The sequence below is a fragment of the Paenibacillus sp. FSL P4-0081 genome, assembly GCF_000758565.1.
Classification (GTDB): domain Bacteria; phylum Bacillota; class Bacilli; order Paenibacillales; family Paenibacillaceae; genus Paenibacillus_AQ; species Paenibacillus_AQ phytohabitans.
In genome coordinates this window covers 3744922-3768991 of record NZ_CP009280.1, presented here as the reverse complement: position 1 = coordinate 3768991, position 24070 = coordinate 3744922, and the positions used below count along the sequence as shown (strand labels likewise).

Annotated in this window: 20 protein-coding genes and 1 riboswitch; of the genes, 11 read left to right on the top strand and 9 right to left on the bottom strand. The window is 50.3% G+C overall.

Annotation, left to right across the window (positions count from 1 at the left end):
- The first annotated feature begins 11 nt into the window (after positions 1-11).
- Both P40081_RS16040 and P40081_RS16035 read left to right on the top strand, forming a co-directional pair.
- Complete coding sequence (locus P40081_RS16040) at positions 12-395, top strand: cupin domain-containing protein (RefSeq protein ID WP_042136830.1); 384 nt, start codon at positions 12-14, stop codon at positions 393-395.
- Entirely contained in the window at positions 373-1128 is a 756-nt protein-coding gene (locus P40081_RS16035; RefSeq protein WP_197074394.1) for a methyltransferase domain-containing protein, read from the top strand. Before P40081_RS16040 ends, P40081_RS16035 begins: the two co-directional genes overlap by 23 nt.
- Positions 1129-1404: 276 nt before the next feature.
- Here P40081_RS16035 and P40081_RS16030 read toward each other — a convergent pair whose 3' ends face one another.
- From P40081_RS16030 to P40081_RS16000, 7 genes are all read right to left on the bottom strand, one after another.
- Positions 1405-2853 carry a 6-phospho-beta-glucosidase gene (locus P40081_RS16030; RefSeq protein WP_442950227.1) on the bottom strand — a complete coding sequence of 483 codons (1449 nt, stop codon included), beginning with the start codon at positions 2851-2853 and terminating at the stop codon, positions 1405-1407.
- Between the two features lie 45 nt (positions 2854-2898).
- Entirely contained in the window at positions 2899-4797 is a 1899-nt protein-coding gene (locus P40081_RS16025; RefSeq protein ID WP_042136825.1) for a beta-glucoside-specific PTS transporter subunit IIABC, read from the bottom strand.
- Between the two features lie 102 nt (positions 4798-4899).
- Positions 4900-5736, bottom strand: a complete 837-nt coding sequence (gene licT, locus P40081_RS16020; protein WP_042136822.1) for a BglG family transcription antiterminator LicT — start codon at positions 5734-5736, stop codon at positions 4900-4902.
- Positions 5737-6067: 331 nt separating this feature from the next.
- Positions 6068-7033 carry an EamA family transporter gene (locus P40081_RS16015; protein ID WP_042141130.1) on the bottom strand — a complete coding sequence of 322 codons (966 nt, stop codon included), beginning with the start codon at positions 7031-7033 and terminating at the stop codon, positions 6068-6070.
- An 86-nt stretch (positions 7034-7119) separates the two neighbouring features.
- A riboswitch (purine riboswitch) is annotated at positions 7120-7229 on the bottom strand.
- 70 nt (positions 7230-7299) lie between these two features.
- Positions 7300-9411 (bottom strand): M56 family metallopeptidase, encoded by a 2112-nt coding sequence (locus P40081_RS36430; RefSeq protein ID WP_052421850.1) that lies wholly within the window; start codon positions 9409-9411, stop codon positions 7300-7302.
- Positions 9412-9413: 2 nt separating this feature from the next.
- On the bottom strand, positions 9414-9776 hold the full coding sequence (locus tag P40081_RS16005) for a BlaI/MecI/CopY family transcriptional regulator (protein ID WP_042136820.1): 363 nt from the start codon (positions 9774-9776) through the stop codon (positions 9414-9416).
- A gap of 117 nt (positions 9777-9893) precedes the next feature.
- Positions 9894-11378, bottom strand: coding sequence for a stalk domain-containing protein (locus P40081_RS16000; protein ID WP_052421849.1), 1485 nt, complete (start codon positions 11376-11378; stop codon positions 9894-9896).
- Positions 11379-11563: 185 nt separating this feature from the next.
- Between P40081_RS16000 and P40081_RS15995 the strand changes: the two genes are divergently transcribed.
- Genes P40081_RS15995 through P40081_RS15985 form a run of 3 tightly spaced genes read left to right on the top strand, consistent with a single transcriptional unit; the run spans position 11564 to position 15185 of the window.
- Positions 11564-12313, top strand: a complete 750-nt coding sequence (locus P40081_RS15995) for a hypothetical protein (protein ID WP_231575368.1) — start codon at positions 11564-11566, stop codon at positions 12311-12313.
- Between the two features lie 16 nt (positions 12314-12329).
- Positions 12330-14018 carry a vWA domain-containing protein gene (locus P40081_RS15990; protein ID WP_042136818.1) on the top strand — a complete coding sequence of 563 codons (1689 nt, stop codon included), beginning with the start codon at positions 12330-12332 and terminating at the stop codon, positions 14016-14018.
- Between the two features lie 27 nt (positions 14019-14045).
- The gene (locus P40081_RS15985; RefSeq protein WP_042136815.1) at positions 14046-15185 is read left to right on the top strand and encodes a toxic anion resistance protein; all 1140 of its coding nucleotides are present in this window, start codon (positions 14046-14048) and stop codon (positions 15183-15185) included.
- Between the two features lie 363 nt (positions 15186-15548).
- Here P40081_RS15985 and P40081_RS15980 read toward each other — a convergent pair whose 3' ends face one another.
- Entirely contained in the window at positions 15549-16475 is a 927-nt protein-coding gene (locus tag P40081_RS15980) for an AraC family transcriptional regulator (protein WP_052421848.1), read from the bottom strand.
- A 159-nt stretch (positions 16476-16634) separates the two neighbouring features.
- Here P40081_RS15980 and P40081_RS15975 point away from each other — a divergent pair, with 159 nt between their 5' ends.
- The 3 genes from P40081_RS15975 to P40081_RS15965 all read left to right on the top strand — a co-directional run bounded on the left by P40081_RS15975 (position 16635) and on the right by P40081_RS15965 (position 19688).
- Positions 16635-17747 carry a serine hydrolase domain-containing protein gene (locus P40081_RS15975; RefSeq protein WP_052421847.1) on the top strand — a complete coding sequence of 371 codons (1113 nt, stop codon included), beginning with the start codon at positions 16635-16637 and terminating at the stop codon, positions 17745-17747.
- 264 nt (positions 17748-18011) lie between these two features.
- On the top strand, positions 18012-18731 hold the full coding sequence (locus tag P40081_RS15970) for a L,D-transpeptidase family protein (RefSeq protein WP_231575367.1): 720 nt from the start codon (positions 18012-18014) through the stop codon (positions 18729-18731).
- A gap of 111 nt (positions 18732-18842) precedes the next feature.
- Positions 18843-19688: an ornithine carbamoyltransferase gene (locus P40081_RS15965; protein WP_042136811.1), complete on the top strand. Its 846-nt coding sequence runs from the start codon at positions 18843-18845 to the stop codon at positions 19686-19688.
- Between the two features lie 58 nt (positions 19689-19746).
- On the opposite strand, the gene P40081_RS15960 is transcribed toward P40081_RS15965, so the two are convergent.
- On the bottom strand, positions 19747-20199 hold the full coding sequence (locus P40081_RS15960; RefSeq protein WP_156118628.1) for a hypothetical protein: 453 nt from the start codon (positions 20197-20199) through the stop codon (positions 19747-19749).
- Between the two features lie 493 nt (positions 20200-20692).
- Here P40081_RS15960 and P40081_RS15955 point away from each other — a divergent pair, with 493 nt between their 5' ends.
- The 3 genes from P40081_RS15955 to P40081_RS15945 all read left to right on the top strand — a co-directional run bounded on the left by P40081_RS15955 (position 20693) and on the right by P40081_RS15945 (position 24033).
- Positions 20693-21274 (top strand): RNA polymerase sigma factor, encoded by a 582-nt coding sequence (locus P40081_RS15955; RefSeq protein WP_042136809.1) that lies wholly within the window; start codon positions 20693-20695, stop codon positions 21272-21274.
- Positions 21243-22814, top strand: a complete 1572-nt coding sequence (locus P40081_RS15950) for a DUF4179 domain-containing protein (RefSeq protein WP_042136807.1) — start codon at positions 21243-21245, stop codon at positions 22812-22814. Before P40081_RS15955 ends, P40081_RS15950 begins: the two co-directional genes overlap by 32 nt.
- Positions 22815-22878: 64 nt before the next feature.
- Positions 22879-24033, top strand: a complete 1155-nt coding sequence (locus tag P40081_RS15945; protein ID WP_042136804.1) for a hypothetical protein — start codon at positions 22879-22881, stop codon at positions 24031-24033.
- Positions 24034-24070: the final 37 nt, after the last annotated feature.

Sequence of the window (24070 nt, the reverse complement as noted above, 5' to 3'; positions counted from 1 at the left end):
AGGTAGATCATATGGAGCAAGAACACTATATTAAAAGATTGCCGCAAGCTGAAGTTATGGATTTACGGAAGATCATTACGGTGGAGGAGCAGCAGGTATCGAGCCTGACCCTGGTACAGCGCTCCAGTCTCGCCATGACACTGATCTCCCTGGATAAAGGCTCATCGATTGGCGGCCACTCCTCCCCGGGCGATGCCATGGTGAATATTCTGTCGGGCGAGGCTCAGATCACCATTGCGGATAAACCCTACACGGTGCTGGCAGGAGAAACGATCATTTTGCCGGCTAATATTCCCCATGCGCTGTATGCTACCGAAGCCTTCCAAATGCTGCTGATTGTGGTCAAACCGGAGAAGAAGGAGCTGAGACATGTTGAAAAAGGAAGTAGGGCATAATTTCCTGGCCAAACTGGGTAAAAAGCGGCTGCGTCCCGGCGGTGTCGCTGCTACGAACTGGTTGATCCGGCATGCGAAGCTGACTAAAGACAGCCGTGTGCTGGAAGTGGCCTGCAACATGTGTACCACCTCTATCCAGCTTGCGCGGGAGTATAAGTGCCAGATTACCGGGATTGATATGGACCCCAGGGCACTTGAGAAGGCTGAGAAGAATATTAGAGATGCCAATCTGGAGGGGTACATTCAGGTCAGACAGGCCAATGCGATGAAGCTGCCTTTTGAGGATAACAGCTTCGACGTCGTCATTAACGAAGCGATGCTGACCATGCTGAATCAGGCGGCGAAGCAGAAGGCTGTAGCTGAATATTTCCGTGTGCTGAAGCCGGGCGGGGTTCTGCTTACGCATGACATCACTTTTGCGAAGAATAACATGGCCGGGGAGCTGGCGGAGCTGCGCCGGACAATTCATATTAATGTAGAGCCGCTGCCTGTGGCAGAGTGGGAAGGACTGTTCAACTCCACCGGATTCAAGAAGATCGAACATTCTACAGGCACCATGTCGCTGATGAGTGTTAAAGGCATGATTCGTGATGAAGGCGTCCCCGGTACACTGCGTATTTTCAAGAATGCACTCAAAAAAGAAAACCGCGCCCAGTTCAAGAAGATGTATACCTTCTTCAATACAACCGGCAAGGACCTGAATTATATCGCCGTGTGCAGCAGCAAGGACTGATGAAAAATCCCGTGCCGCCTGGACTAAAGAGCTCATACACAACAAAAAGGAGCTGTCCCAAAAGCCATGAACTGGCTGCTTGGGAGTCCGAACTGAATCACCGGAATAGCTGAAGGCAGCCCGATCAGGGCGATAATGATCGTTTTCATCAAGAATGGGCCGAGTCCGAATCTTCATCTTGTGCAAGCATGCTCGTTACAAAATCAAATAGCAGCCAAGCAGTGCAGAAGCACTTGTTTGGCTGCTATGCTTATGAACTCATTGCTGATAGCCTGATTAATCCAGCTGTGTTCCGCTGCTGGCGATTACATTCTTGTACCAGTAAAAGCTGTCTTTGCGGGATCTGGCCAGTGTGCCGTTCCCTTCATTGTCCTTGTCGACGTAGATGAATCCGTAGCGCTTCTTCATTTCGCCTGTTCCTGCACTGACCAGGTCAATGCAGCCCCACGGAGTGTAGCCGATCAATTCTACCCCGTCCTCCAGCGCTTCACCCATGGTCTTGACATGTTCCCGCAAATAATCGATCCGGTAACCGTCTTGGATTGAACCGTCCGCTTCAACGGTTTCTACAGCGCCAAGTCCATTCTCCACTACCATCATAGGAATGCCATAACGGTTGTAAATATGGTTCAGGGACCATCTGAGCCCTTGCGGGTCTATCTGCCATTCCCATGCGCTCGCCTGCAGATATGGATTCTTCAGCCCCATCGACAGATTGCCGCCGATAGCCTCCTGATCCGGCGCTGCGCTCACGCAGGTGGATGAATAGTAGCTGAAGGTGTAGAAATCTACACAGCCTTCCCGCAGCGTCTGCTCGTCGTCCTCCTCCTGCTGAAGCTTAATATTCTTCTCCTTGAAATATCTTGTGGCGAAGCCCGGATATGCACCTCTGACCTGTACATCCGAGCAGAGGAAATTGCTCAGATTATCCTTTTGCTGCGCCAGCAGAACGTCTTCCGGATTACAGGTCAGCGGGTAAGAACACATGTAGGCAATCATGCAGCCGATCTGGAACTTCTCATTGATCTCATGCCCCAGCTTCACGGCTTTGGCGCTCGCGAGGAACTGGTGATGCAGCGCCTGATAACGCAGTTGCTCATTGTCGCCGATTGCCGAAGTGCCGAGCTCTGCATTGCCCTGCGGCATGATCGCTCCTGCCATGAATGTTCCGAACGGCATCGTCAGAATATTGATTTCGTTGAAGGTCAGCCAGTATTTCACACTGTCCCTGTATCTGTTGAAGATCACTTCACAATAACGGACATAGAAGTCAATCGTTCTGCGGTCGGCCCACCCGTTATAGGCTTCAGCCAGGTGGAAAGGGGCTTCAAAATGGGAGATCGTTACCAGCGGTTCGATCTGATGCTTTTTGAGTTCGGCAAAGACCTGATCGTAGAATTGAAGACCCTCCTCATTCGGCTGCGCATCATCCCCATTCGGGAAAATCCGTGACCAGGCGATGGACAAGCGGAATACTTTGAAGCCCATTTCGGCAAACAAAGCGATATCCTCCTTGTAGCGGTGATAGAAATCCACTGCCTCATGGCTCGGATAATTAGAACCGGCTTCCAATACCGGGGTAATTCTTCTGGATACTGTATGCGTTCCGGCGGTAATCACATCGGCAGTGCTTAATCCCTTGCCTCCAGCATCGAATCCGCCCTCCAGCTGATTGGCAGCGGTTGCGCCGCCCCACAGGAAATCCTCCGGAAAACTTTTGTACATTGTGCTCATTATAGTTCCTCCTCGTTTGGGGTTTCTTTGCACAGATCAGATCATGACAGTCAGCAGATTCTCCCTGTAATCAATGCTCTTCAGGTCCGTCTCAATCACATCGAGATACTCGGCGGAATTTGAAATAATGACCGGTGTGGTCAGGGTATAGCCGGCCTCTCTGATCGCCGCTACATCAAACTCCATCAGCAGCTGGCCTTTTTTGACCAGATCTCCTTGCTTGGCCTTTGGGGTGAAGTATTTGCCCTTTAATTTGACGGTATCCTTGCCCACATGAATCAGAATATCGACCCCGTTATCACTGGTGATCCCTATGGCATGCCCGGATGCAAACAATGTGGTCAGTACCCCGTCTACCGGTGAGTATACTTTGCCTTCCAGCGGCTCAATCGCGATGCCCTTACCCATGGCTCCTGTAGAGAAAGCTTCGTCTGTCAGCTCGGACAGCGCTCGGACCTGGCCCTTCAGCGGACTTCCCACAGTCTCCTGCTTCACCAGCGTATTGCGCGGGGTGCCTGTGCTCTTGCTCTCTGCAGCCTCTTCATCCTTAAATCCGGAGAAGAATACCAGAATAAAACCTAGAATGAAGCTGATTACAATCGCCGCAATTGCGCCGTAGAAGCCTTTATCCATACCGTCCGGACTGATATAGCTTGGGATGCCGAAGATGCCCAGACCGCCGAGAATATAGCCCTTGGTGCCCATCAGACCGACAATACCGCCCCCGACTGCTGCAGCGATACAGCTTAAGACAAACGGCTTCTTGCGCGGCAGCGTAATCCCGTAAATAGCGGGCTCGGTAACACCGAAGATCCCTGAAATGACGGCCGGTATAGACAATGACTTGAGCTTGACGTTCTTAGTCCGCAGCAGAATGGCCAGCACGGCACCGGTCTGGGCAAAGGAAGCCCCGAAGGAAGCTGCCAGAATCGGATCGGATTTCAGCACAGCCATGTTGTTGAGCGCAATCGGAACCAGACCCCAGTGCAGGCCGAAGATGACGAATACCTGCCAGAACGCGCCAACCAGCAAGCCTTCAATAACCGGACTGAGATTGTAGAGGAACAAGGTTCCCTCTCCCAGCAGTTGTCCTGCCCACGTGGAGATTGGACCAATCGCAATCAGTGCCAGCGGAACGGTGACGAGCAGGGTGAAGAACGGAACCAGGAAGGTGCGCACCACACTCGGAATCACTTTCTTGAAGAAGCTTTCCAGCTTAGAGCCTACAAAGGTTGAGATGATGATCGGAATAACGCTGGAGGTATACGACATCAGGATTACCGGGATTCCCAGGAACGTAATGTACACCGGGGATTCAAACAGCGTTCCGCTAAACAGCGTATAGAGCGGCTCGCCGGTTGCCATGGTGCTGCTAAATGTCGGATACACCAATGTAGCACCAATAGCCATTCCGATAAAGATGTTGGCGCCAAACTTCTTCGCCGACGTATACCCGAGGAAAATCGGGAAGAAATAGAACAGGCAGTCCCCAAGCGCATTAAGAATCTGGTAGGTACCCGAAGTATTCGTAATCAGTCCCAGCGTCACAAACAGGGCAGTGAACCCCTTAATCATTCCTGTTGCGCACAGCACACCAAGCGTCGGAGAGAATACCCCTGAGATCATATCGATAAACCTGTTGAACAGGCTTGTTTTACCGGCCGTGGCTGCCTCTGACCCGTCTTCCTGGAATCCGCCAGCAGCCATAACCTGGGCATAGACCTCAGATACATGATTGCCGATGACAACCTGATATTGGCCGCCGCTCTGGATGACTGTAACGATTCCATCCATATTTTTCAGCACATCTGTGTTCGCCAGTGTGTCGTTCTTAAGTTTGAAGCGCAGACGGGTCACACAGTGGGTTAATCCGTTAACATTTTCTTTGCCGCCGACATTCCTGATAATTTCATTCGCGAGTGCATCATATTTCATCCTAAACCCTCCCATTCCCGATTAAAAAACAAAAAACGAAACCACACGGCAATATTCTGCCGATTTGGTTTCGCCTGCATGACCAGTAACAATCCAAAGGTTTTATTCAGTTTGTCTTTGTGTTACCCGCTGAATGTGAATCGTCAAGTACAGTCTTTCCTCATCCAGAAGCCGGGTGTCCAGGTACTGCTCAATTTTGAGTACACAGCTATGCGCCTTTTTGTATTTGGTCCGTACCTGCTTAAGCAGAAAATCATCAACCGACTCCACCGCTTCCTTCTTGCGTGACCGCTGAAAAAAATACCGCAGATGCTTAATGAACCGTTCATAGCTGACCGAACTCTCATCAATCTCGTTGTTATAGGAATACTTAACAATATTGAGAATGTCATCGATCTGTTGCGTCTGTCTGGTGACATCAGCAATTCTATGACCGGAGCTGTTTATTTGCGCATTGATCAGATGCAGGGCAATATTGCCGGCTTCATCCTCCGGCAGGCGGATGCGGGTATAACCCTCAATGATCTGCAAGGCTTGAAGTGCGATACCATATTCCTTGGGATAACAGCGCTGTATCTCCCAGATGAGCGGATTGGTATTGCGGATCCCCTGGTCCCAGAGCCTAAGTGCATGGGTCAAATGATCCGTTAATGTAACATAGATATAATCGCTTAGGCGCACCTTCAGGGAATGCTTGGCATATTCGATAATATCGTAGCTTAAAGCTACATATTCGGCGGGCGCATCTGCCATTAATGCTTTGAATTTCTCCGAAGCATCATTCTGCTTCAGTACAAACGTCTTCTCAATCAGGGATATATCCACCGGATCGCCGGCGTTCTTCTTGAATCCGATGCCGCGTCCCATGACCACCAGCTCATCTTTGCCTGAATCCTTGGCAATAATGGCATTATTATTGAAAATTTTTTCGATAATCAACCCTCTGCCCTCCTTTATCCCGAATTTCATTCATCAATACAGGATGTAGACGGATTAATCAAGGATTCCCGCGGCGTCCCGCAGGCCTTAACATAAAGAAAGGCAAAACCCAAAACACGTGACCATGTTTTGGGTTTTGCCTTTTCAGTAACAATCCCAAATTCAGAATAGCACTCTATTTCACTTTTGGCAACAAAAATGTTTGCGCTTTCAATGAACGATTGTTCCGCCCGGATGATTGGAACATTCTTCGTATGTAAATAAGCAGAGGATTGATTTCCGGGTAATACGGAAATTAATCCTCTGCTTCATGTTACTGTTGAATAAGAACTTAAACGGATGATGAAGTGACCGACCGGGAATTCCCCCAGCGCAGCTTATACAGCTCCGGCAGTACGACTCCGATCAGCACCAGAACCACTCCGGTCCACTGCAGGCCGCTCACATGCTCATGCAGTACGAACGAGGACAGCAGCACGGCAACCGGCAGTTCAGCAGCACCCAGAATACCAGCCATGCCTCCGCCAATATGCGGAACACCGATGGCGAACAGGACTGGCGGGATAAAGGCGCCGAACAATCCAAGCAGGAAGCCGAACAGCAGCAGCTGACTCCACAGCAAACCGTTAAACAGGAAGTATGGCGGGAACAGGATGAACAGCAGCAGCAGGCCGCCGGTAACCATCCAGGCGCTACGGTAAGCCGGATGCGCAGCCGGAACGGCTTTGCCGCTGAAGATAATGAACATGGAATAGCTTACTGCAGATAACAGCCCGAGCATAAGCCCGAGTGCGTTAAACTCGGCAGCTCCCTGATTCAGAATTCCGGCTGCCAGCAGCGTTCCCCCGAACAGCAGGATCAAGGTTAGCACAGTGATCTTATCGGGGCGCTGACGTTTGCTTACAGCCTGGATCAGCACGCTGATCCAGGTGAACTGGAACAGGAGAATAATGGCGAGCGACGCCGGAATATACCGGAGGGACTGGTAGTACAGCAGACCGGTAACCACTGTTGGCGCGCCGGCGAGCATTAGCAGCAATCTGTGCTTCCAGGCCAGCTTCATGGCCGGAGCCTTGCTGACAGCAGCCGTGGCCGCAGTATTGGTACGGCTGTGCTGTTTGCGGTTCTCTCTAACCTTGGTATATAAGGCCAGCAGCCAGGCGAGAATGCAGCCGGTCAGCAGCTGGGTACCAACAACTTCGCCCAGCTTATAGCCTTCTCCGTATGCTAATACGACGATTGTGGATAAAATGCCGTAGCTCATAGCACCTATGAGCACGGAGATTAAGTATTTCATATCTTTCATTTCAATTATGCCTCCTGAATCTCTGTTGTGTCGGCCGCAACACGCAAATAATCCTAACTCCGGGATAGGGACCTGTGTAACAAAGTCCTTATCATCGTAGTTAGGAAGAGTAGGCTTCCTGTAGAAACCCTCGCCCTGATGTACCTGATGGCTGCGAGGTTATACGAGAACAATATGTAATTATCGGGTTGACGACTGTTCATATGTTACACGTCAAGTGAGCTGGCGTCAACCCTTAATTCTTAAAATTTGTGGTGTTACGGAACATAAACCTCTGTGACGGTATTAACCGTGTTATTGCTTATCGTAATCATACATGGAGGGGCGAAGCCGGTAAACTGCTCATAATACGCAATAAACTCCGCTTTGCTGACGCTTTGGAGCGATCCGGGATTCACACGGTCTATCAGCTTATACTCCGTTTCCGCCGTGACAGTGTAGAGATCGTTAATCTTATATTTGTTGAGGATATAGAATCCTCCCGGCAGATCCTCCTCCGTGATACCCAGGGCGGCAAAACGTTCAGAATCTTCAAGCGTCAGCCACTCCACCTGATCCAAATTCAATGTGTCGCTGTCCATGGCAAGACCTGTAACGTAACCAAGGAAGCTGCTCACAGGTGCAATTGCAAAATCTGCGGCAGTTGCCTCATAATCTACTACAAGATTGTCTCTGGATACCGGCTGGCCCAGTTCAGTTCTGATATATTGAACCGCCACCTGAAGCGGGTCAAGCCATGCCTGTTCCGTCCCCGCATCAGCTCCCGCCTGCAGGCCGGCATAGTATGCAGCCAGAGTCTCTTCCGTCTCCGGTGTTTCGTAATACTCATTGCCGCGCGTATCCATCCAGCGTTCGACGGTCCAGATACCTTGCTCTCCCTGCTTCACAGGCTGGGATAATAACAGCTGGCTGGTCTCACCAGCGGTCAAAATAAATTTGACCAGGATATGATTGCCGCTGAATGTCTCATGCGGAAGCATGCCTTTCCCTTCAAAGAACTTGCGGAGAGCTGTTTCCTGACCGGCCGGCCGGGACATGTCGTTCTCCCCGCTCCTGATCTCCCCCAGATACTCCGGTATAGAATCCTGATAGGAGAATACAAGTATCGGCTTGCCCATACTCCCGTCTTCGGTAAGCATTCCGTCTTCTATATTTATATTTCCCAGCTGCATTAATTTGTCTGCATCATCCGGCTTCAGCCTGTATTCCAAAGCCCAAAGCTGCACAGGCGTATCCAGCAGGTGGGCGAATTCACCGATGCGCTCAAATGTAGTGATGGTGCTATTCTCAAAAGTTAGATCCGGCACCGCTCTTTGATAGGAGGCGATATTCGCCTTAATGTATTGTTCTGCGTAATCCCTTTCAGTGAATTCTGCCTGCTGTCTGGGGTTGCCAAGCAGTCCCACGCTAATGCCGGCGGTTCCGGCAATACAGAGCAGGACTACCCAGAATGCGGGTTTGCGGTAATGTAAAATATTGCGGATCCGTCCTTTCGTACCACTCTCTCCAAAAGCAAGCGGCGAGCCGTAGGTAAATCGTCTCCCGGTTGACAAAGCTAACAGCGAAAGCGAATAATCCTGCTTGATTCCGCTGCCCAGCTGCCGGATTACACTCTCATCGCAGGATTTCTCCATATCCTCGCTCATCAGGAAGAATGCGAGCCAGACCAGCGGATTGAACCAGTGGATACAGAGTACTGCATAGGCTAGAGGCTTGATGATATGGTCAAATCTGCGGATATGCACCTGCTCATGCTTGATGATATAAGCCCGCTCCTGATCCTGCAGACCGGGGGGAAGATAAATCCGCGGTCTCAGCATACCTGAGACAAACGGGGTTGAGATCCGCCTGGTTTCGTAGATGTTCCCGGATATGAGCCGAGCGTTCTCCAGCCTGCGTCTCAGGCGGATTGTGGCAGTCAGACTGTGTACAAGCATAATGCCAATCCCGGTAAGCCAAATATACAGCGCAGTCTGGGCCCACGGATTACCGGAAGCCGGGCTGTCTGCAGATTGAGCTGTAGCAGTCACTGACTGTGATACAGCATTCACTGGCTGCAGGCTTGCAGCACCTTGGCTCTCCTCCGGTATCTGCAGGACTTGAGCGGACCGGGAATCCGGCAGGACTGCCCCTGCAGCAGCTTGTGAAGCCGTCAATTTCACTGAAATCTGTTGCGCCTCCGCCGGAATAAGACTGATGGCACTCTCGAAGGAGAACGGGCAGACGAGCCGGAACAAGACTATCGACCATAGTGCGTAGGAATAAATCTTGGGAACTCTGCGGAGCAGCAGCCGCATAAGGATTACAATTACAATACAGTGGCTGCCTGTAATAGTCATCTTCATCAGGTGTTCCAACAGCTGATCCACGGCTATTCCTCCTTATGCTCCTTGATTAGCTTCACAAAGGCATCTACTTCGCTGTCACTAAGCTTCCGGCTCCTGGTGAACGCCGCCAGAAACCTGGGCAAGGAGCCCTCGAAGGTCTCCTCCACGAACCGCTTGCTCTGTTCGGCGTAGAAATCCTCTTTATTCAATATTGCCGTGACTATACCATTCCGGTTCTCACATATGCCTTTGCTCTCCAAACGCTTCAACATCGTATACGTTGTTGATTTCTTCCAGTTCAGTTCAGTCTCGCACAGCTTCACGAGATCGCCTGAAGGAACCGGCTCATGGCTCCAGATTAAATCTGCGAATTTGGACTCCATATCCGTTAATGCATTTTTCCTCAAGTTATTCAGCCCTTTCGGTCTACAAATTGTAGACTCAACTGAGTTCAGTTTACAACTTGTAGACCGGAATGTCCAGAACTGAAACCCAGCCCGTTCAACGTGCCAGCAGCACTCATCTTATTGGGCTGCTGCAGTCCCCAGCTTCACTTCACCTGTGACTTTATTCCATTGCTGGCCTATACCCAGAATCCCGCAGATATCCTCCAGCGGGAACATTGTGCTATCGGGCAAGCTGCCTATTTTAAACTCACGGCCTGATTTCTTGCCATTGATATACAATTCGAGCGGATCGCTGACCTTAACCTGAATCGTCGAATTCCCGTAAACAAAGGACCAGACAGTGAAATGATAATTGCCGAGCTTCGGATCCGGATTGGATATCCCCCTGCTGACCTGTACACCAAGCGCCTTGAATACACTGGTCAACGGAACATACAGTTTGCCGTCAATCACTGCTGCGGTTCCATAGAAATATAACGGCTTCCCGTTCACGGCGAAAGTTAGCGGATGCTGGACCGGCGCCAGGACATAACCCTCTTCATCCCTGGTTGTCGTACCGCTGCCAGTCGCAAGTCCCGAGTCAAAACCTTCCCCCCAACCGAGAAAAGCACCCTCTTTGCGCTGGGCAAATCCGAAGTTCCCGCTGCTTCCCCAAATGTTGGTGATGCCGGCTCCGTCTTTTACCTGAAACGGTTTAACCTGCGCTCCTGAGTTGTAATTCCATTGCCAGACTGTCCCATTCTTCTTCAGTACATAGAGCCGGTAGAATCCCGCCTGCAGCTGATAGACGCCGTTAAGATTGGCAACGGGTGACGTCGCTTGAAGCCCCTTGTTCCAGCGCAGGATCTGGCCGTCGCTTCGGAGCAGGAACACCTCACCTTGGGAGGCTGCCATACTTGTTATAGAGGATGAAGCCAGCGTTCCTATACTGACCGGATCACCCTCAAGGCGCATCCGGTTCAGGACACTGTTATAGAGGCTCACCTGCTTCACACTGCCAGCCCCGGTAAGAAACAACGCATCGTTACCATTAATCACAGCGGATTTAATTCCTGAAACGCCTTCAAGCGCTAGATACCGGATCTGCACCAGCGTGCTGTCAGCCTGATCATAGGACGGATACCATAGCATTGCGGTCCCGTCTCTTTTTACAGCAATTCCCTTAGAGCCGTCCGTAGTCAGGAATGAAACGTCCTGAAGACCTTCGAGCTTAACCGGACCTCCCCTTCTTTGATCGGGCAGAATGGGGTCATTCGGAATGAAGCTGCTGTAGGCTTGACCCCAGCCCCATACCTCACCGCCCCCGCTGAGCGCGAAGGATGTATTCCCGCCTGCCGCCACCTGCACGATACCGCTTAGACCCTCCACTCTTCTGGGAACGTACTGATTAATGCTGGTACCGTCGCCGACCTGGCCTTGTTTGTTGTATCCCCAGCCGGTCACTGTCCCGTCGCTCCAGGCCGCAATTCCATGCGCAGAACCGCCGGATGCACTTACCACTTTTAACGCAGGCGCCGCAGCTGCTTCCTTGCCGGAAGGCAGGAATACGGACACCACCAGTATACATACTATGAGCTGAATTACTGTTTTACGTAAAAGCAAAGTCTTTTCCCCCTTGCACTCTTCTTTTCCCATAATTATCCTATCCACTAGACTAGTATACTTCCAATTATTAGTACAGCACAGCGGGGAAATGTAAAATCCCAACATGCTAAACGTTACATGCACAGTATTTCTCTCCATTTACGAATCAAAAGGCGCAGTAGCTAAATATACTCTTGGAGGGGGTGTTAATCCTGAATAGTTCCGGACCTGTGAAGCTGCTGGGCGTAATTGCCGGAGTCGTCATTCTGAACATTGCTATCTTATCGCCAGGACTGCTGGGAATAGCTATCGGCGGGTCCAGTGCTCTTGAAACTGCAACAGGGGTAACCCTGCTCGTTGTCAGCCTGCTGATTCTGCTCTACGGGAGTTATACCCTGCTCTTCAAACGGGCAATTGTTCCCGCTGTCCCTCCTCTCGATTCACGGGAAGACTATATAGCTGAACTTAACCGCTACCGTAATGTGAGGGTACTGAAAGAGGATGTCGCCCTGGCCCTGGATCAGCTGGAGCGGGTGGATAAAAAAAAGCTGACGCTGCTGAATGTTCTTGCCGGGCGTTTCGGGCGGGAGGAGCTCAGTTTCCGGAAGTTCCACACAGTGATTCAAGAAGTGGAGAAGCTCCTGTATCTGAATATCCGCAGTATTCTGAATAAGCTAAGCGTATTCGATGCCGCCGAGTTCTCGCAATTTACGGGTACAATTAACTCCGGCAGATTCACAAGTACATTCATCCAGAAGAAAAACGCCTTGTTCAACGAATATTTCACCCATGTCAAAGGCTGTCTGGCAGCAAACGAAGAGATTCTGCTGAAGCTGGACCAGCTGCTGCTGGAGATCTCCCGGCTCGGAAGTGCTGATTATGACGCCGCTCTGGAAATGCCCTGCATGCAGGAGCTGACCGCCCTGATCGGGCAGACGAAACTCTATCAGTAACGAAAGGAAGATGATTATGGCCGGGAAAGGCAAAACATTCATCGTACTTGGCCTCATCGCCGTGTCCGTCTTTGCGCTTGTCTACTTCGGAATCAGCCTGACCGCGAACTTGGGCAAATCCAAGACAGAGATCTCTGCAGAAGATGCGGATAAAAGGCTGAACAGGATCTATAAAGATATTAACGTGAGCAGTACCGCACCTGTAAAAGGGCAAATTGATCTTGATCCGGCAGCAGTCGGCGATTCATTGCCCGATATCTCCAAATTCCCGCTTTCTGTGAACAGCACAACGGACAGCTATGCCGAAATTTTCTCCTCGACCGAGAAATCCGGCACCGGCAACGACGGCTGGCTGAATGAAGTGGCCAATGACTTCAACGCTGCGGGTATCCTCGTGGACGGCAAGCCCGTCTCGGTCAGCATCCGTAATATTGCATCAGGCACAGCCGCAGATTATATCCGGTCCGGCAAATATGTGCCAGACGCCTACACTCCGTCCAATGAGCTATGGGGTGAAATGGTCAAGGCAAGCGGCATCTCAGCGGAACTTGTATCTGAGCGGCTGGCCGGCAATGTGGCCGGGGTGGTCATGAGCAAGCAGAAATATGATCAGCTGGTCGGCAAATACGGCTCGATTAATGTGAAGACGATCACCGATGCCATTGCAGCGAATGAGCTCGCGATGGGCTACACTGATCCTTTTGCCAGCTCCACGGGATTGAATTTCCTCGTGACTGCACTGGGCACGTTCGACAGTACGGATCTGCTTGGGGACAAGGCGGTTCAAGGCTTTGAGAAGTTCCAGGCGAATGTGCCTTTCATTGCCTCCACTACCCTGCAGATGCGGGACGCAGCGAAGTCGGGCATGCTGGATGCTTTTGTGCTGGAATATCAGACGTATGTCAATGCGGCAGATCTGACAAGCGGTTATGTGTTTACCCCCTTCGGGGTACGGCATGACAGTCCACTCTATGCACTGGGTGATTTGCCAAAAGAGAAGCTGGAGATCATCCGCAAGTTCGCCGAATTTGCCGTGCAGGACAAATACCAGACAGCAGCCTCAGACAGAGGCTTTAACGGTCTGAATGATTACAAGTCCGAGCTGGCTCCGGTGGACGGCTCCCTCCTCTCCTCAGCCCAGAAGCTATGGAAGGAGAAAAAAGACGGCAGCAAACCGATTGCCGCAGTATTTGTTGCTGATGTATCGGGCAGCATGGCCGGGGAACCGCTGAACCGGCTCAAGGAATCGCTGCTGAAGGGCCAGAAGTTTCTGGGCAAGGACAACAGCATCGGGTTTGTCTCCTACTCCAGTGATGTGACGATTAATCTGCCGATCGGCAAATACGACACCAATCAGCAGTCCATGTTCGTTGGGGCGATCAATAGCCTGCAGGCTGCCGGGGGGACGGCTACTTTTGACGGAATGGTCGTGGCCATGAAGATGCTGAAGGAGGAGCTCGCGCTGCATCCGGAGATGAAACCGCTGATCTTCGTGCTTAGCGACGGGGAGACGAACGAAGGACATTCATTGGATGAGATCAGAGGATTGATTGAGAGCTACAAAATCCCCGTATATACAATTGGATATAACGCCAACATCAAGGCGCTGGAGAGCATTTCAAGCATCAACGAGGCGGCTAATATCAATGCAGATACTGAAGATGTGGTCTACAAAATCGGCAATCTGCTCAATGTGCAAATGTAAGTCCCATAATCCCGAAGGAGGGTTCCCATGTCATTCTCAATGGAAATTCCCAGCCCTGAGAAGCTGAAAGAGGCCGTCGAAGAGCAGGTGCAGACGGAGCCGGAGGAAGTTACGCAGCTGAAGGAACAGGCGGTCAATAATGTATCCAATATTCTTGCCCTGGATTTCGATTCACTGGAGAAACGCAAATCAGTGCTGCAGTCGATTGACAGCTTCGGGATGGGCACCATGCGCTCCTCTTCGGAGAAGAATTCGCTCCTGCAGGTATCTGTAGGTAATCTCTCCAAGACCGGTGATGAAGGCGGCCAGGTCGCCAAGGGATTAACAGAGCTGCATCTCCAGCTGAAGGATCTGGACCCGAGTGCAGTTGATTTCGCCAAAAGCGGCTTCCTGGGCAAGTTCTTCCATCCCTTGCGTAATTACTTCGCCAAATACCAGAAGGCGGATAGTGTCATCTCCGATATCATTCTGTCTCTGGATAAAGGCAAAAGCGTGCTGAAAAATGACAATATCACCTTAGAGATTGAGCAACAGACTCTGCGGGAGCTGACTAAACGGCTGAAAAAGGAAATTCAGCTCGGCATCCTGATGGATCAGGAGATCGAGACGCAGATTGAGGCGGCTAAGCAGCGCAGTGAAGACGAGGATAAAATCCGGTTCATCACCGAAGAAGTCCTATTCCCGTTACGTCAGAGGGTAATGGATCTGCAGCAGATGCTGGTGGTCAATCAGCAGGGGATCATGGCCATTGAAGTCGTAATACGCAACAACAAAGAGCTGATCCGCGGTGTGGACAGAGCACGGAACGTCACGGTATCTGCGCTCAAAATTTCGGTTACGGTCGCAAGTGCCTTATACAATCAGAGGATCGTACTCAAAAAGATCGAGCTGCTGAACCAGACCACCAACAACCTGATCAGCGGCACCTCCAAAATGTTGAAAGACCAGGGCGCGGCCATTCACAAGCAATCGCTCGAAACCAGTATTTCCGCTGACACCTTGAAGCAGGCGTTCACAGATGTCCTGTCTGCGCTTGATTCTATCAGCACCTATAAGCAGGAAGCCCTCCCCAAGATGCGGGAGACGATCAACCAGTTCCGGGAACTGGCGGATAGCGGCGAACAGCAGATCCGGCGGCTGGAAAAAGGCAGTACGCTGGGGTTATAGCACTACTGTTGTCAGCTTAAAATAAAGGATTGGACTGAGCTCCGAAATCAAAACAGCGACAGTCAAGGACGCTATTTCCTGTCCTTAGCTGTCGCTGTTTTGATAGATAACGTTTAGCGAACTATATAATAATTGTAATCCTGTAAGCATTCCCCCCCCAAGATTGGACATGTCTGTACCCCAAAAGTGCAAACTGTTGCATTCACCGCAAGAATTGGAAATCGCGCACGAAATACCAGGAATCTGAGTAACTAAACGGTACCGTCGCTCTTCAGCGCTAGACTATAATCACCTCCTGCCCGAAACAGCTGGAGTATAGGCAGGCGTTACCGCCACAACGGAATACCGTCAGTACGTGATACCTCAGAAGCCGGCTTCATTTAGTTTAACAGGGATGCCAAATTCCATTTCCCACTGTCCTGCCGTATGGTCAAGCGAGTTGGGGAAGAAAATTTCCAGGGCTGGTCTCGTGACGTCCCATACATACGGGCTTAGAGGAAGCCACTCGGTGGAGACTAAGTGGAGCAGATCTCTCACCCTATCCGGTCTGTCTTTCAACTGCACAAGGGCGTACTTGCCACCGGGAATCGTCCGGACACCCAGATCGCCAGTCGGTGTCATCCGGTGCTCCGTTGTAATACAAGCATCGTACCTGTGTCTGCCATCCGGCGTGATGTAAGGGTCGTCTAAGATGAGTCCGACAGTTAAGCTGTCTTTATTCAAGGCTTCTCTCGCGACCAACCATGAGGCTACATGCTCAAAGAGCCCTGTAATATCCGAATTAATCCTTCCTTCATTGATAGTCCCCCTATATCGGGCATAGATCGTATTCATCGGAGCAAGGCTCCGAATCTCGATCGGAAGCTCTGCCAGCTTGCAGGACAGTTCGGTGGACTTCTCTAAGGTGACTTTAGCCCTAAACCGTTCTGCGATCGTCCGCAGACGAAATCTGTCCCGGTATTCAGAAGCGCTCAGACCGGTATGCTTGCGGAATACTCTGCAAAAGTGGGCCTGAGTTTGCAGACCGCAATCCAAGGCGATATCAGTTATACTTCTACCTGGATGAAACAATAACAGCTTAATTGCCTTCTCAATGCGGATCCGCTGGATAAACCCGTGCACATTCTCATCCATCACCGTTTTAAACACCCGATGAAAGTGATAGGGTGAGTAGGCACTCACGTCCGATACTTCTTCAAGGGTTAATGGCTCCGTAAGATGCTCTTCCATGTAGTTGACGACATGGTTGATCCGGTACCGGTATTCCAATTCCAAGGCTTTTGCTGCCACTATCCGTTTCCCTCCTTTCCTTTTTCCTATTCATAGATTCAGTCTTTTTTTATTATAGCAAGAATTGTTAATTCGTTAGCAAGAAATTGGAAGACGATACACGCCCATTACACTACCATAAGGGAGTTCGAATTATAAATTTAAGGGGTGTGTTACTCTATGAACAAATTATTCAGCTTTGCTAAGCTGGCCATGGTGGCTGGGGCATTTTGTCTGATCCTTGCCACTTCCGCTTGCTCTTCCGAAAAGTCCTCAACCTCCGTGCCATCCCTCAACAGCTCCAAGGTGATTAGCTTGCCTAATGGGGAGTGGCAGATCGGCACTCCAGAGCAGGTTGAGATGGATTCCAAGGAAATCGAGGCAGTGATGCAACTTGCCAAGAAATCGGCGGTTCTTTCCATGCTGGTTGTTAGAGACGGCACAATCGTCTCCGAGTATTATAAGGATGGCATGCCGGATTCTATGCTGGCTGTAAACTCCATCACTAAGAGCGTGACTTCGCTCTTAATCGGGATAGCTATCGATAAAGGCTATCTGAAAGGAATTAATGAGCCGATCGAGGCATTTTTTCCCGAATATAAAGATTTCTTCGATTCATCAGCTAAGAAATTCATTACCATGGAGCATCTGCTCAGTATGACAAGTGGCTTGCATTTCCCGGAATGGACTGAGTGGAACTATATGCTCAAACCTATGACAGAGACCAAGGATTGGAACCAATTTATACTTAGCCAATCAATGGATGACGCCCCAGGTATTACTTGGAACTATAATACGGGCGGTTCCCAATTGCTGGCGGCGATTATCAGAAAAACGACTGGAAAATCCGAACTCGATTTTGCCAAGGAGCATCTGTTAGGTCCTCTCGACATTAATAGCGTAGAGTGGCCTAGTTCACCGGACGATTCGAATTCAGGTGGTTTCGGACTGAAGATGAAGCCAAGGGATCTAGCGAAGATTGGCCAATTGGTGCTTAACCATGGCATATGGAATGGTAAACGCATTGTATCGGAGGCATGGATCCAGGATACGACCACTCCGCATTCGGAGGGAAATATTAATTTTGGTAATTATGGTTTACATTGGTGGATAAATCAGTACAGCGGACATAAGGCCATTTTCGGTATGGGTTATGCCGGCCAATATTTGACCCTCGTACCCGACCTTGATCTAGTAATTGTCGTAAACTCGGCTTTCTCCAAGAATCCCCAGGATACCCTCCTCCCCATTCAGTTTATCGGGCGCTTGGTCAAAGCCGTGAGAACAGATTGAGGAAATCCTAAGAATCGCCCTACAACTTTCATTCGTTTGAAAATGTGATTATTAACTTATGGAGCACCGGGATGGAACAGCCAACCAAGAGACAAATAATCAAGAATGTTATCTTATGTCATTTTTTCTATTGATCGTCAATATTGTCATGTGTCATTTGTACAGACTGCTCTTCGATTACATATTATTCTATAAAACATTCCATTATCCAGCCGATTCCCCTCAGTCCTCCAGAGGTAATAAGAAGACAAAGGGGGCTGAGCTATGCGTTGCCATAATATTAAACCGCGGATTTCCGTACAACCAGCCATCTGGTTATTGTCTCTCTTCTTCCTGTTCTTAAGCTGCGCCACCTGGTCTCCCCGGTCCTCTGCAGCCGGCTTCGCCGCTTCCTGGCCCTACAAGGCAGATGTTATACATAGCCAGCAGATGGTTGTTGTCGAAGCGAAGTCCATCCATTCCCAGACCGGTCAGCTCTCTCTTTATCAGAAAGCTGGCGGGCAATGGCAATCCGTCCTCTCAGGAATACCCGTCACCTTGGGCAGCAAGGGCATCGGCAAAACCAAGGAAGGTGACGGGCGGACCCCCTCCGGTATCTACCGCCTCGGCTCAGGTTTCGGATCAGCAATGAATCCCGGCGGACTTCGTATCTTCTATACAAGAACGTCTAATCAGGATTACTGGGTCGATGATCCGTTATCCAGCCAGTACAATCAATGGGTGAATTATGCCGGCAATCCGGATCAGCGCTGGCGGTCTTATGAGCGGCTCCAGCAGCCCCTATATAAATACGCTATCATTCTGAAATATAACGATGATCCGGTTGTGTCCGGCAAAGGCAGCGCTATCTTCCTGCATATCTGGAGAGCCGCTGGCAAGCCTACTGCCGGATGCATTGCCATGTCGGAGTCTAATCTCCTTCAGCTAATGAGGCTGCTTGACCCTGAACTTTCTCCGGCCATTGCTATTGGCATATCCGGCTGATACAAAACCCGTAACTTTTTTAGCAAATATTGGTTTGTATATCCTTCCGCACTAATGTATATTTATACAGTTACTGTAATGAATATACCTGTGCCAAGGAGGGATACCACGATGCATTTTCTGGATATAAGCCAGCTCACCGCTGAGCAGATCCTTGAAATATTTGAATTAACCGATCAGCTTCGTTACAGAAGCCCGGAGCCTTTACTTGAAGGAAAAACGATGATTCTCTTCTTCCCCGATACCAGTCTGCGGACCCGGATCAGCTTCGAGAAAGGCATCAGGGACCTCGGCGGAGCCTATATTACATTTCCGCCGGAAGCCCTGGACAAGAAAGAATCTCCCGGCGATATGATCCGCTATCTGGAGAACTGGGGTGACGGGATTATCGCCAGATATCCCGAGTTGTCCAAGCTGGAAGAGCTGTCGGCGCACGCCTCGATTCCAGTCATTAATGCCATGACAGCGCACAATCACCCCTGTGAGATTCTGGCTGACCTGTACGCCCTGCGCTCCATCAGAGATAACTACCGGGAACTGACCTACACCTTCGTAGGTCCGGCAGGCAATATATCCAGAAGCTGGATGGAAGCCGCCAAGGCTCTTGACCTCTCTTTCAATCATGTATGCACGGCAGGCAAAGAGATGGGGACAGAGAACCCTAATTATGCGTTTCACACCAGTCTGGACAGCATTCTGCCGGAGAGCGACGTTATTCTTACCGATTCTTTGCCAGTGACATGCCTGACCCAGGAGTATCTTGGCGCCTATCAAATTACCCTTGAGCGGATGAAGTCTGCCAAACCGGATGCCATCTTAAATCCTTGCCCCCCATTCTTCCGCAATGAGGAAGTAAGTGAAGATGCGATTGCTTCGCCTTATTTTGCCGGCTTCGGATTCAAGAAAAGCCTGATCTATCTGCAGCAGGCCATCCTTATCTATTGTTTATCCCACTAACTGCAGAGCAGTCTTCAGGTAGCTTTCAATTTGAGGTGTGAAGCAGTCATCCGAGGCATCAAGCATAGACAGCAGCTTCTGGATTATTTGCAGAATAACGGCTATCCCCGGGCCCCTCCAGCAGCACATTCTCATATGCTTTTTTAAGTGCAGGGTCAACAGCTTCATCCTCATAATCATAAGCCGGAGTGTTGTCCGTCCCATAGAACGTTCTCGACACTGCGTATCCCAGCTCTGTTTGGACAACGCTGACCCGGTTGAACTTCGGATAGTTCTGGACAAAATCCTCCATAATTACCGCCCTGGCTATAATCTCATCCCACGTAATGACGATACCGGCATCGTAGGTTGCCGGGCGGTTGCTCTCTGTGGCCATGAGATCCATATAAGCTGCAATATCTTTTGCAATATACGGTTTAAACGCTTTGAAGCCCTCATAATGCATAATAGGATAATACATCCCCTCACTGGTCTCGATTTTATAACCCGTATCTCTCAATTCTATTAACAACTTCCGGATATTGGCCTCCTGAACCGAGCTCAACAATCCGCTGTATGTTAGCCCGCTCTTGGCTGCAGATCTATCAATTACTTGCTTTATACACGGCCTCCTTCTCTGAGAATGCTGCCGCAGTGGCCTGAGGTGTAGAATTTCCTGTAACAATGCTGCCAAAGATCAGAACTAGGCCTAGTAAAGCTCCTTTACACCATACCGGCAAATTGAAATGTAATCTTCTCATCTGCTAACCTCCCGAAGAATAGATGTCTGTCTGATAGCTGAACTTAAGTTTAGCTATTCTCTTATTACCCGATTACCGGATAAGATGCCTCCGGATGGCAGAATTTGAGCTGTTTGCAGAAACCGGCCGCATCGCTCCAGGCGGATAATATTTACATACCGGCTGCGGTGTGAGAAGATATCTTTTGTTTTTTGGCAAAAAAAGTGAGAAACCGCAGGCCGTCCGCGCGTCTTATAAGTAAATACGTCCATTTGGAGGCAATAGATGAAGGAACAAGACAATGCCGAAATCATAATTGCCGAGGTGCTGGCCGGAAATCGTGAGGCCTTTGCTATACTGGTAGACCAGTATAAATCCGGTTTATACCTTCTGCTGCTGGGCCTCGGTGCGAGCCATCAGGATGCGCAGGATCTGGCGCAGGAGACTTTCATTCAGGCCTATCAGAAGCTGCGCAGCCATAATGAACAGTCCAGCTTCGCAGCCTGGCTCTACGCCATTGCCATCAACCGGTTCAAATCACAGAAGCGGCGCAAGTCCTTCTCTTTCTCGGGGGGCTCCATTCTGGAGGAGAGGGATCAGACCCCGACACCTGAAGAGCGGTATATGATCAAGGAAAACAAGCTGGAGCTGCAAAAAAAGCTGGCCCGGCTTCCGGAACGCTACCGGATCGTGCTGCTGTTGCGTTATACCAATGAATTGACTTATGAGGAGATTGCCGCCATCACGGGAATGACCTTGCATCAGGTGAAGAACCGTCTGCACCGCGCCCGCTTGAAGCTCAAAAAACAATGGTCGAAACCGAAGGAGGATTCCAATGAAAAAATCGGATTACCGCACACACGATAATGTAGCAGATGAGGAAATGCTAATGTCTCTGTCCGGTTATGATGATCATCAGATGGATGAGGATTTCACGGGGCGTGTTATGGAGCAAATCCGCCAGACGGAGGTTTTGCCCGTATCAAACGGGTCCATGGCTGGCTATACCAGCAATCACGGCCGCAGAAGGTTCCGGCGTAATGTACTATGGGCAGGCTTGGGTACAGCTGCCATTGCGCTGGCGGTCCTGCTGTTCCTGCTCCCGGACTTATCTGCTCTACAGCAGATCCAATCCTCCAAATCCCAGCGGCTGCTCATACTGCCTTCCGAGTGGAGTGACCATCACCTGCTGGAAGCCAAGAAAGCCGGGGTAGTGAAGCTGCCTGATATTGAGGTCACGGATCAGGGCTATACGCTGACGCTGCAAGAGGTTGTTGCCGACCCGAACCGGATGATTCTGAATCTCAGAATTACCGATGCCAAAGGGCAGCCAGATGAAGAAATGATGAGTATGTTTGATATCACCCAGCTGCAGCTCCGTAACGAGGAAGGGCTAGAAATTGGAGACCTGCAGGGTATCAATCATATGAGTACTAAGCTCGGCCCCGATAAGTTCAGGATTGAATATCTGTTATTAACCTATTATTTCAAAGGAGAACAGCCCGGGGATACCGTGTTCATTGAAGGGAAGGTTCACGAGCTGATGCTGAAATACAAGACCAATGATAGGATTTCGGGGAATTGGAGCTTCAGTTATGCTGCAGACATGACAACCGCCAATGCTCTGACAGTGAACACTGATTTGAGTAAATACAGCTACACCACACCTCAAGGGCTGGAAATTCTGATGAAAGGCATCACGCATTCTCCTGCCGGTGCCAAAATTGAATTCAGTACCCTGCTAAAGGATGAGCTGGCCTCCCAAGTTCCGGAGAACCGCAGGGTTAATCTGGGTGTCAGGTATCATTTCGAGAATGCCAAAGGTCAAATTGTGGGCTCACTCATTAATAGTAAATATGGCGGAATGTCTGAGATAAACAGAGTCGGTCATGATCTCCAATTGAACTGGAGTTATTACTTAACGGAACTTCCATATCTCAGCGAGCCTATTTATTTCGTACTCGACGGCTTCTCCATCCCTGTTGAATCGGATGATTCATTAACGTTCAATCCGGCGCTTCTGAAGACAAAGCCTGCTGTCTTTGCAGCAGAGGGTGATATTTTGAATGTAAATAATATAAAGATCACTGAGACTCAGACCTTGCCTGGGCTGTCAGCCTGGATGGCTGTCAGCGGCAAATTCAGCAATGAATTCGATATGGACAAATGGATGGCCCGGGACGGCAATGGCACTGAGTATGATGTAATCCGCTGGGGTTCCTACCGGGAGGGGGATCTCGTTACCTTTGGCCAGAGCAGTGGGAACTCCGATCTTGTGTATCTGATTGTTGACGGTATGAAATCCATCCCGAAGGAGCTGACGCTAATCCGCACAGTCACAGACAAACTCTTCAATGACGCCGACTGGAGCTTCGAATTGCCTCGCTCGGCAGCAACTTCACAATAATTTCCACGTCTATTCCTAATAATAGGGATTCCTCATCCCAATAATAGGAAATGGATGTGAATCTATGAACCGCAGTATTAGGCTATTCTTGCTATTGCTTGTATCCATTGCCGCACTCGGCGGCTGCAGTTCAGAGCAGGCTGGTTCCCCTAAGCCTTCTTCCTCATCCGCTGCTCCCGGATTCACGGGAACGGTGCCCACAAGCACACCTGAACCTGCCGTTTCTCCGTCTGCGCCTGGAGTTAGCGTAGCCCCTGCTGCGGCGGCTGTGCCGGATCCGGCAGATTCCTTCCGGGGTGTCCGGCTTGTCAGCAAACAGGGAGAGGTTATAAGAGAATGGGCTTCAGCAGCCATTAACTTGTTCCAACCGGTAAGGACCGGCCTGAACGAACAGCAGCAGCTGCTTATCTACCACATCGGCAGTGAGCAGCCTGAGCTTCTGGCGGAGGACGGAAGCATAACATCCTGGCCGGCGCCGCAATGGTCCGGTGAGGAACCTCCCTACGGTAATGACTACGGCAATGATGTGCTCTATGCCGACCGGCTGCTGAATGATGAGATTTTTGCCGTCAAAGGAAACCGCACTTTATACCTGGTGAATATTACAACCGGAGAAGCCAAAAAGCTGTATTCTGCCGAGCGGGCGGTCTATGGACTCACCGCATCCCCGGATAACAGCCAGGCTGCCCTGCTTGTTGCCTCTGAGCCGTATATAGGTCCTGACGCCGATTTGATTGTTCTGAACCGTAAGGGAGAAGAAGTATTCACCAAACCGAGGGCCAGCGTCCAAAGCCACAGTGACGGATTTCTGTTTATTTATCCGATGGCCTGGAAAGATCCCGGTATCCTCACAGTTCCGGTCAGCGGATATGAGCAATATGGCAACGGTGGCGTGAATCTGGTTCATACGGATACTGGGGTAACCGAGTTCTTGGAGAAGCCTTCCCTTCCCGCTGACCTGCTTCTGCTATTTGAGGAATCCGCCGGAAAGGTGAAATTCCCGGAGGAGCTGCACTTCCTCCCCGAGCCTGGAGACCAGCCTGTGTATTATGCGGTTCAAGGCATGAATTCGGATATCTGGCTGCTTAATCAGAAGACCCGGCAAGCCGTGAAGCTGGAGAGGGGACGTCTGCTGAAATGGACCAGTGACGGCAACCTGCTGATAGGCAAAACCTCAAGGGAACTGCTGGAGGCCTATATAGGAACAGATTCCTTATAACATGCTGTCTCTAGCATAATTTTCGATACCGTATCTA

Excerpts from the sequence above, each read along its gene's own strand:
- P40081_RS15990 (WP_042136818.1), top strand. The coding sequence starts at position 12,330 with ATGGCCGGGAAAGGCAAAACATTCATCGTACTTGGCCTCATCGCCGTG.
- P40081_RS16030 (WP_442950227.1), bottom strand. The coding sequence starts at position 2,853 with ATGTACAAAAGTTTTCCGGAGGATTTCCTGTGGGGCGGCGCAACCGCT.
- P40081_RS15950 (WP_042136807.1), top strand. The coding sequence starts at position 21,243 with ATGAAAAAATCGGATTACCGCACACACGATAATGTAGCAGATGAGGAA.
- P40081_RS15955 (WP_042136809.1), top strand. The coding sequence starts at position 20,693 with ATGAAGGAACAAGACAATGCCGAAATCATAATTGCCGAGGTGCTGGCC.
- P40081_RS16015 (WP_042141130.1), bottom strand. The coding sequence starts at position 7,033 with ATGAAATACTTAATCTCCGTGCTCATAGGTGCTATGAGCTACGGCATT.
- P40081_RS16025 (WP_042136825.1), bottom strand. The coding sequence starts at position 4,797 with ATGAAATATGATGCACTCGCGAATGAAATTATCAGGAATGTCGGCGGC.
- P40081_RS15945 (WP_042136804.1), top strand. The coding sequence starts at position 22,879 with ATGAACCGCAGTATTAGGCTATTCTTGCTATTGCTTGTATCCATTGCC.
- P40081_RS15970 (WP_231575367.1), top strand. The coding sequence starts at position 18,012 with ATGCGTTGCCATAATATTAAACCGCGGATTTCCGTACAACCAGCCATC.
- P40081_RS15975 (WP_052421847.1), top strand. The coding sequence starts at position 16,635 with ATGAACAAATTATTCAGCTTTGCTAAGCTGGCCATGGTGGCTGGGGCA.
- P40081_RS16040 (WP_042136830.1), top strand. The coding sequence starts at position 12 with ATGGAGCAAGAACACTATATTAAAAGATTGCCGCAAGCTGAAGTTATG.
- P40081_RS15965 (WP_042136811.1), top strand. The coding sequence starts at position 18,843 with ATGCATTTTCTGGATATAAGCCAGCTCACCGCTGAGCAGATCCTTGAA.
- P40081_RS15985 (WP_042136815.1), top strand. The coding sequence starts at position 14,046 with ATGTCATTCTCAATGGAAATTCCCAGCCCTGAGAAGCTGAAAGAGGCC.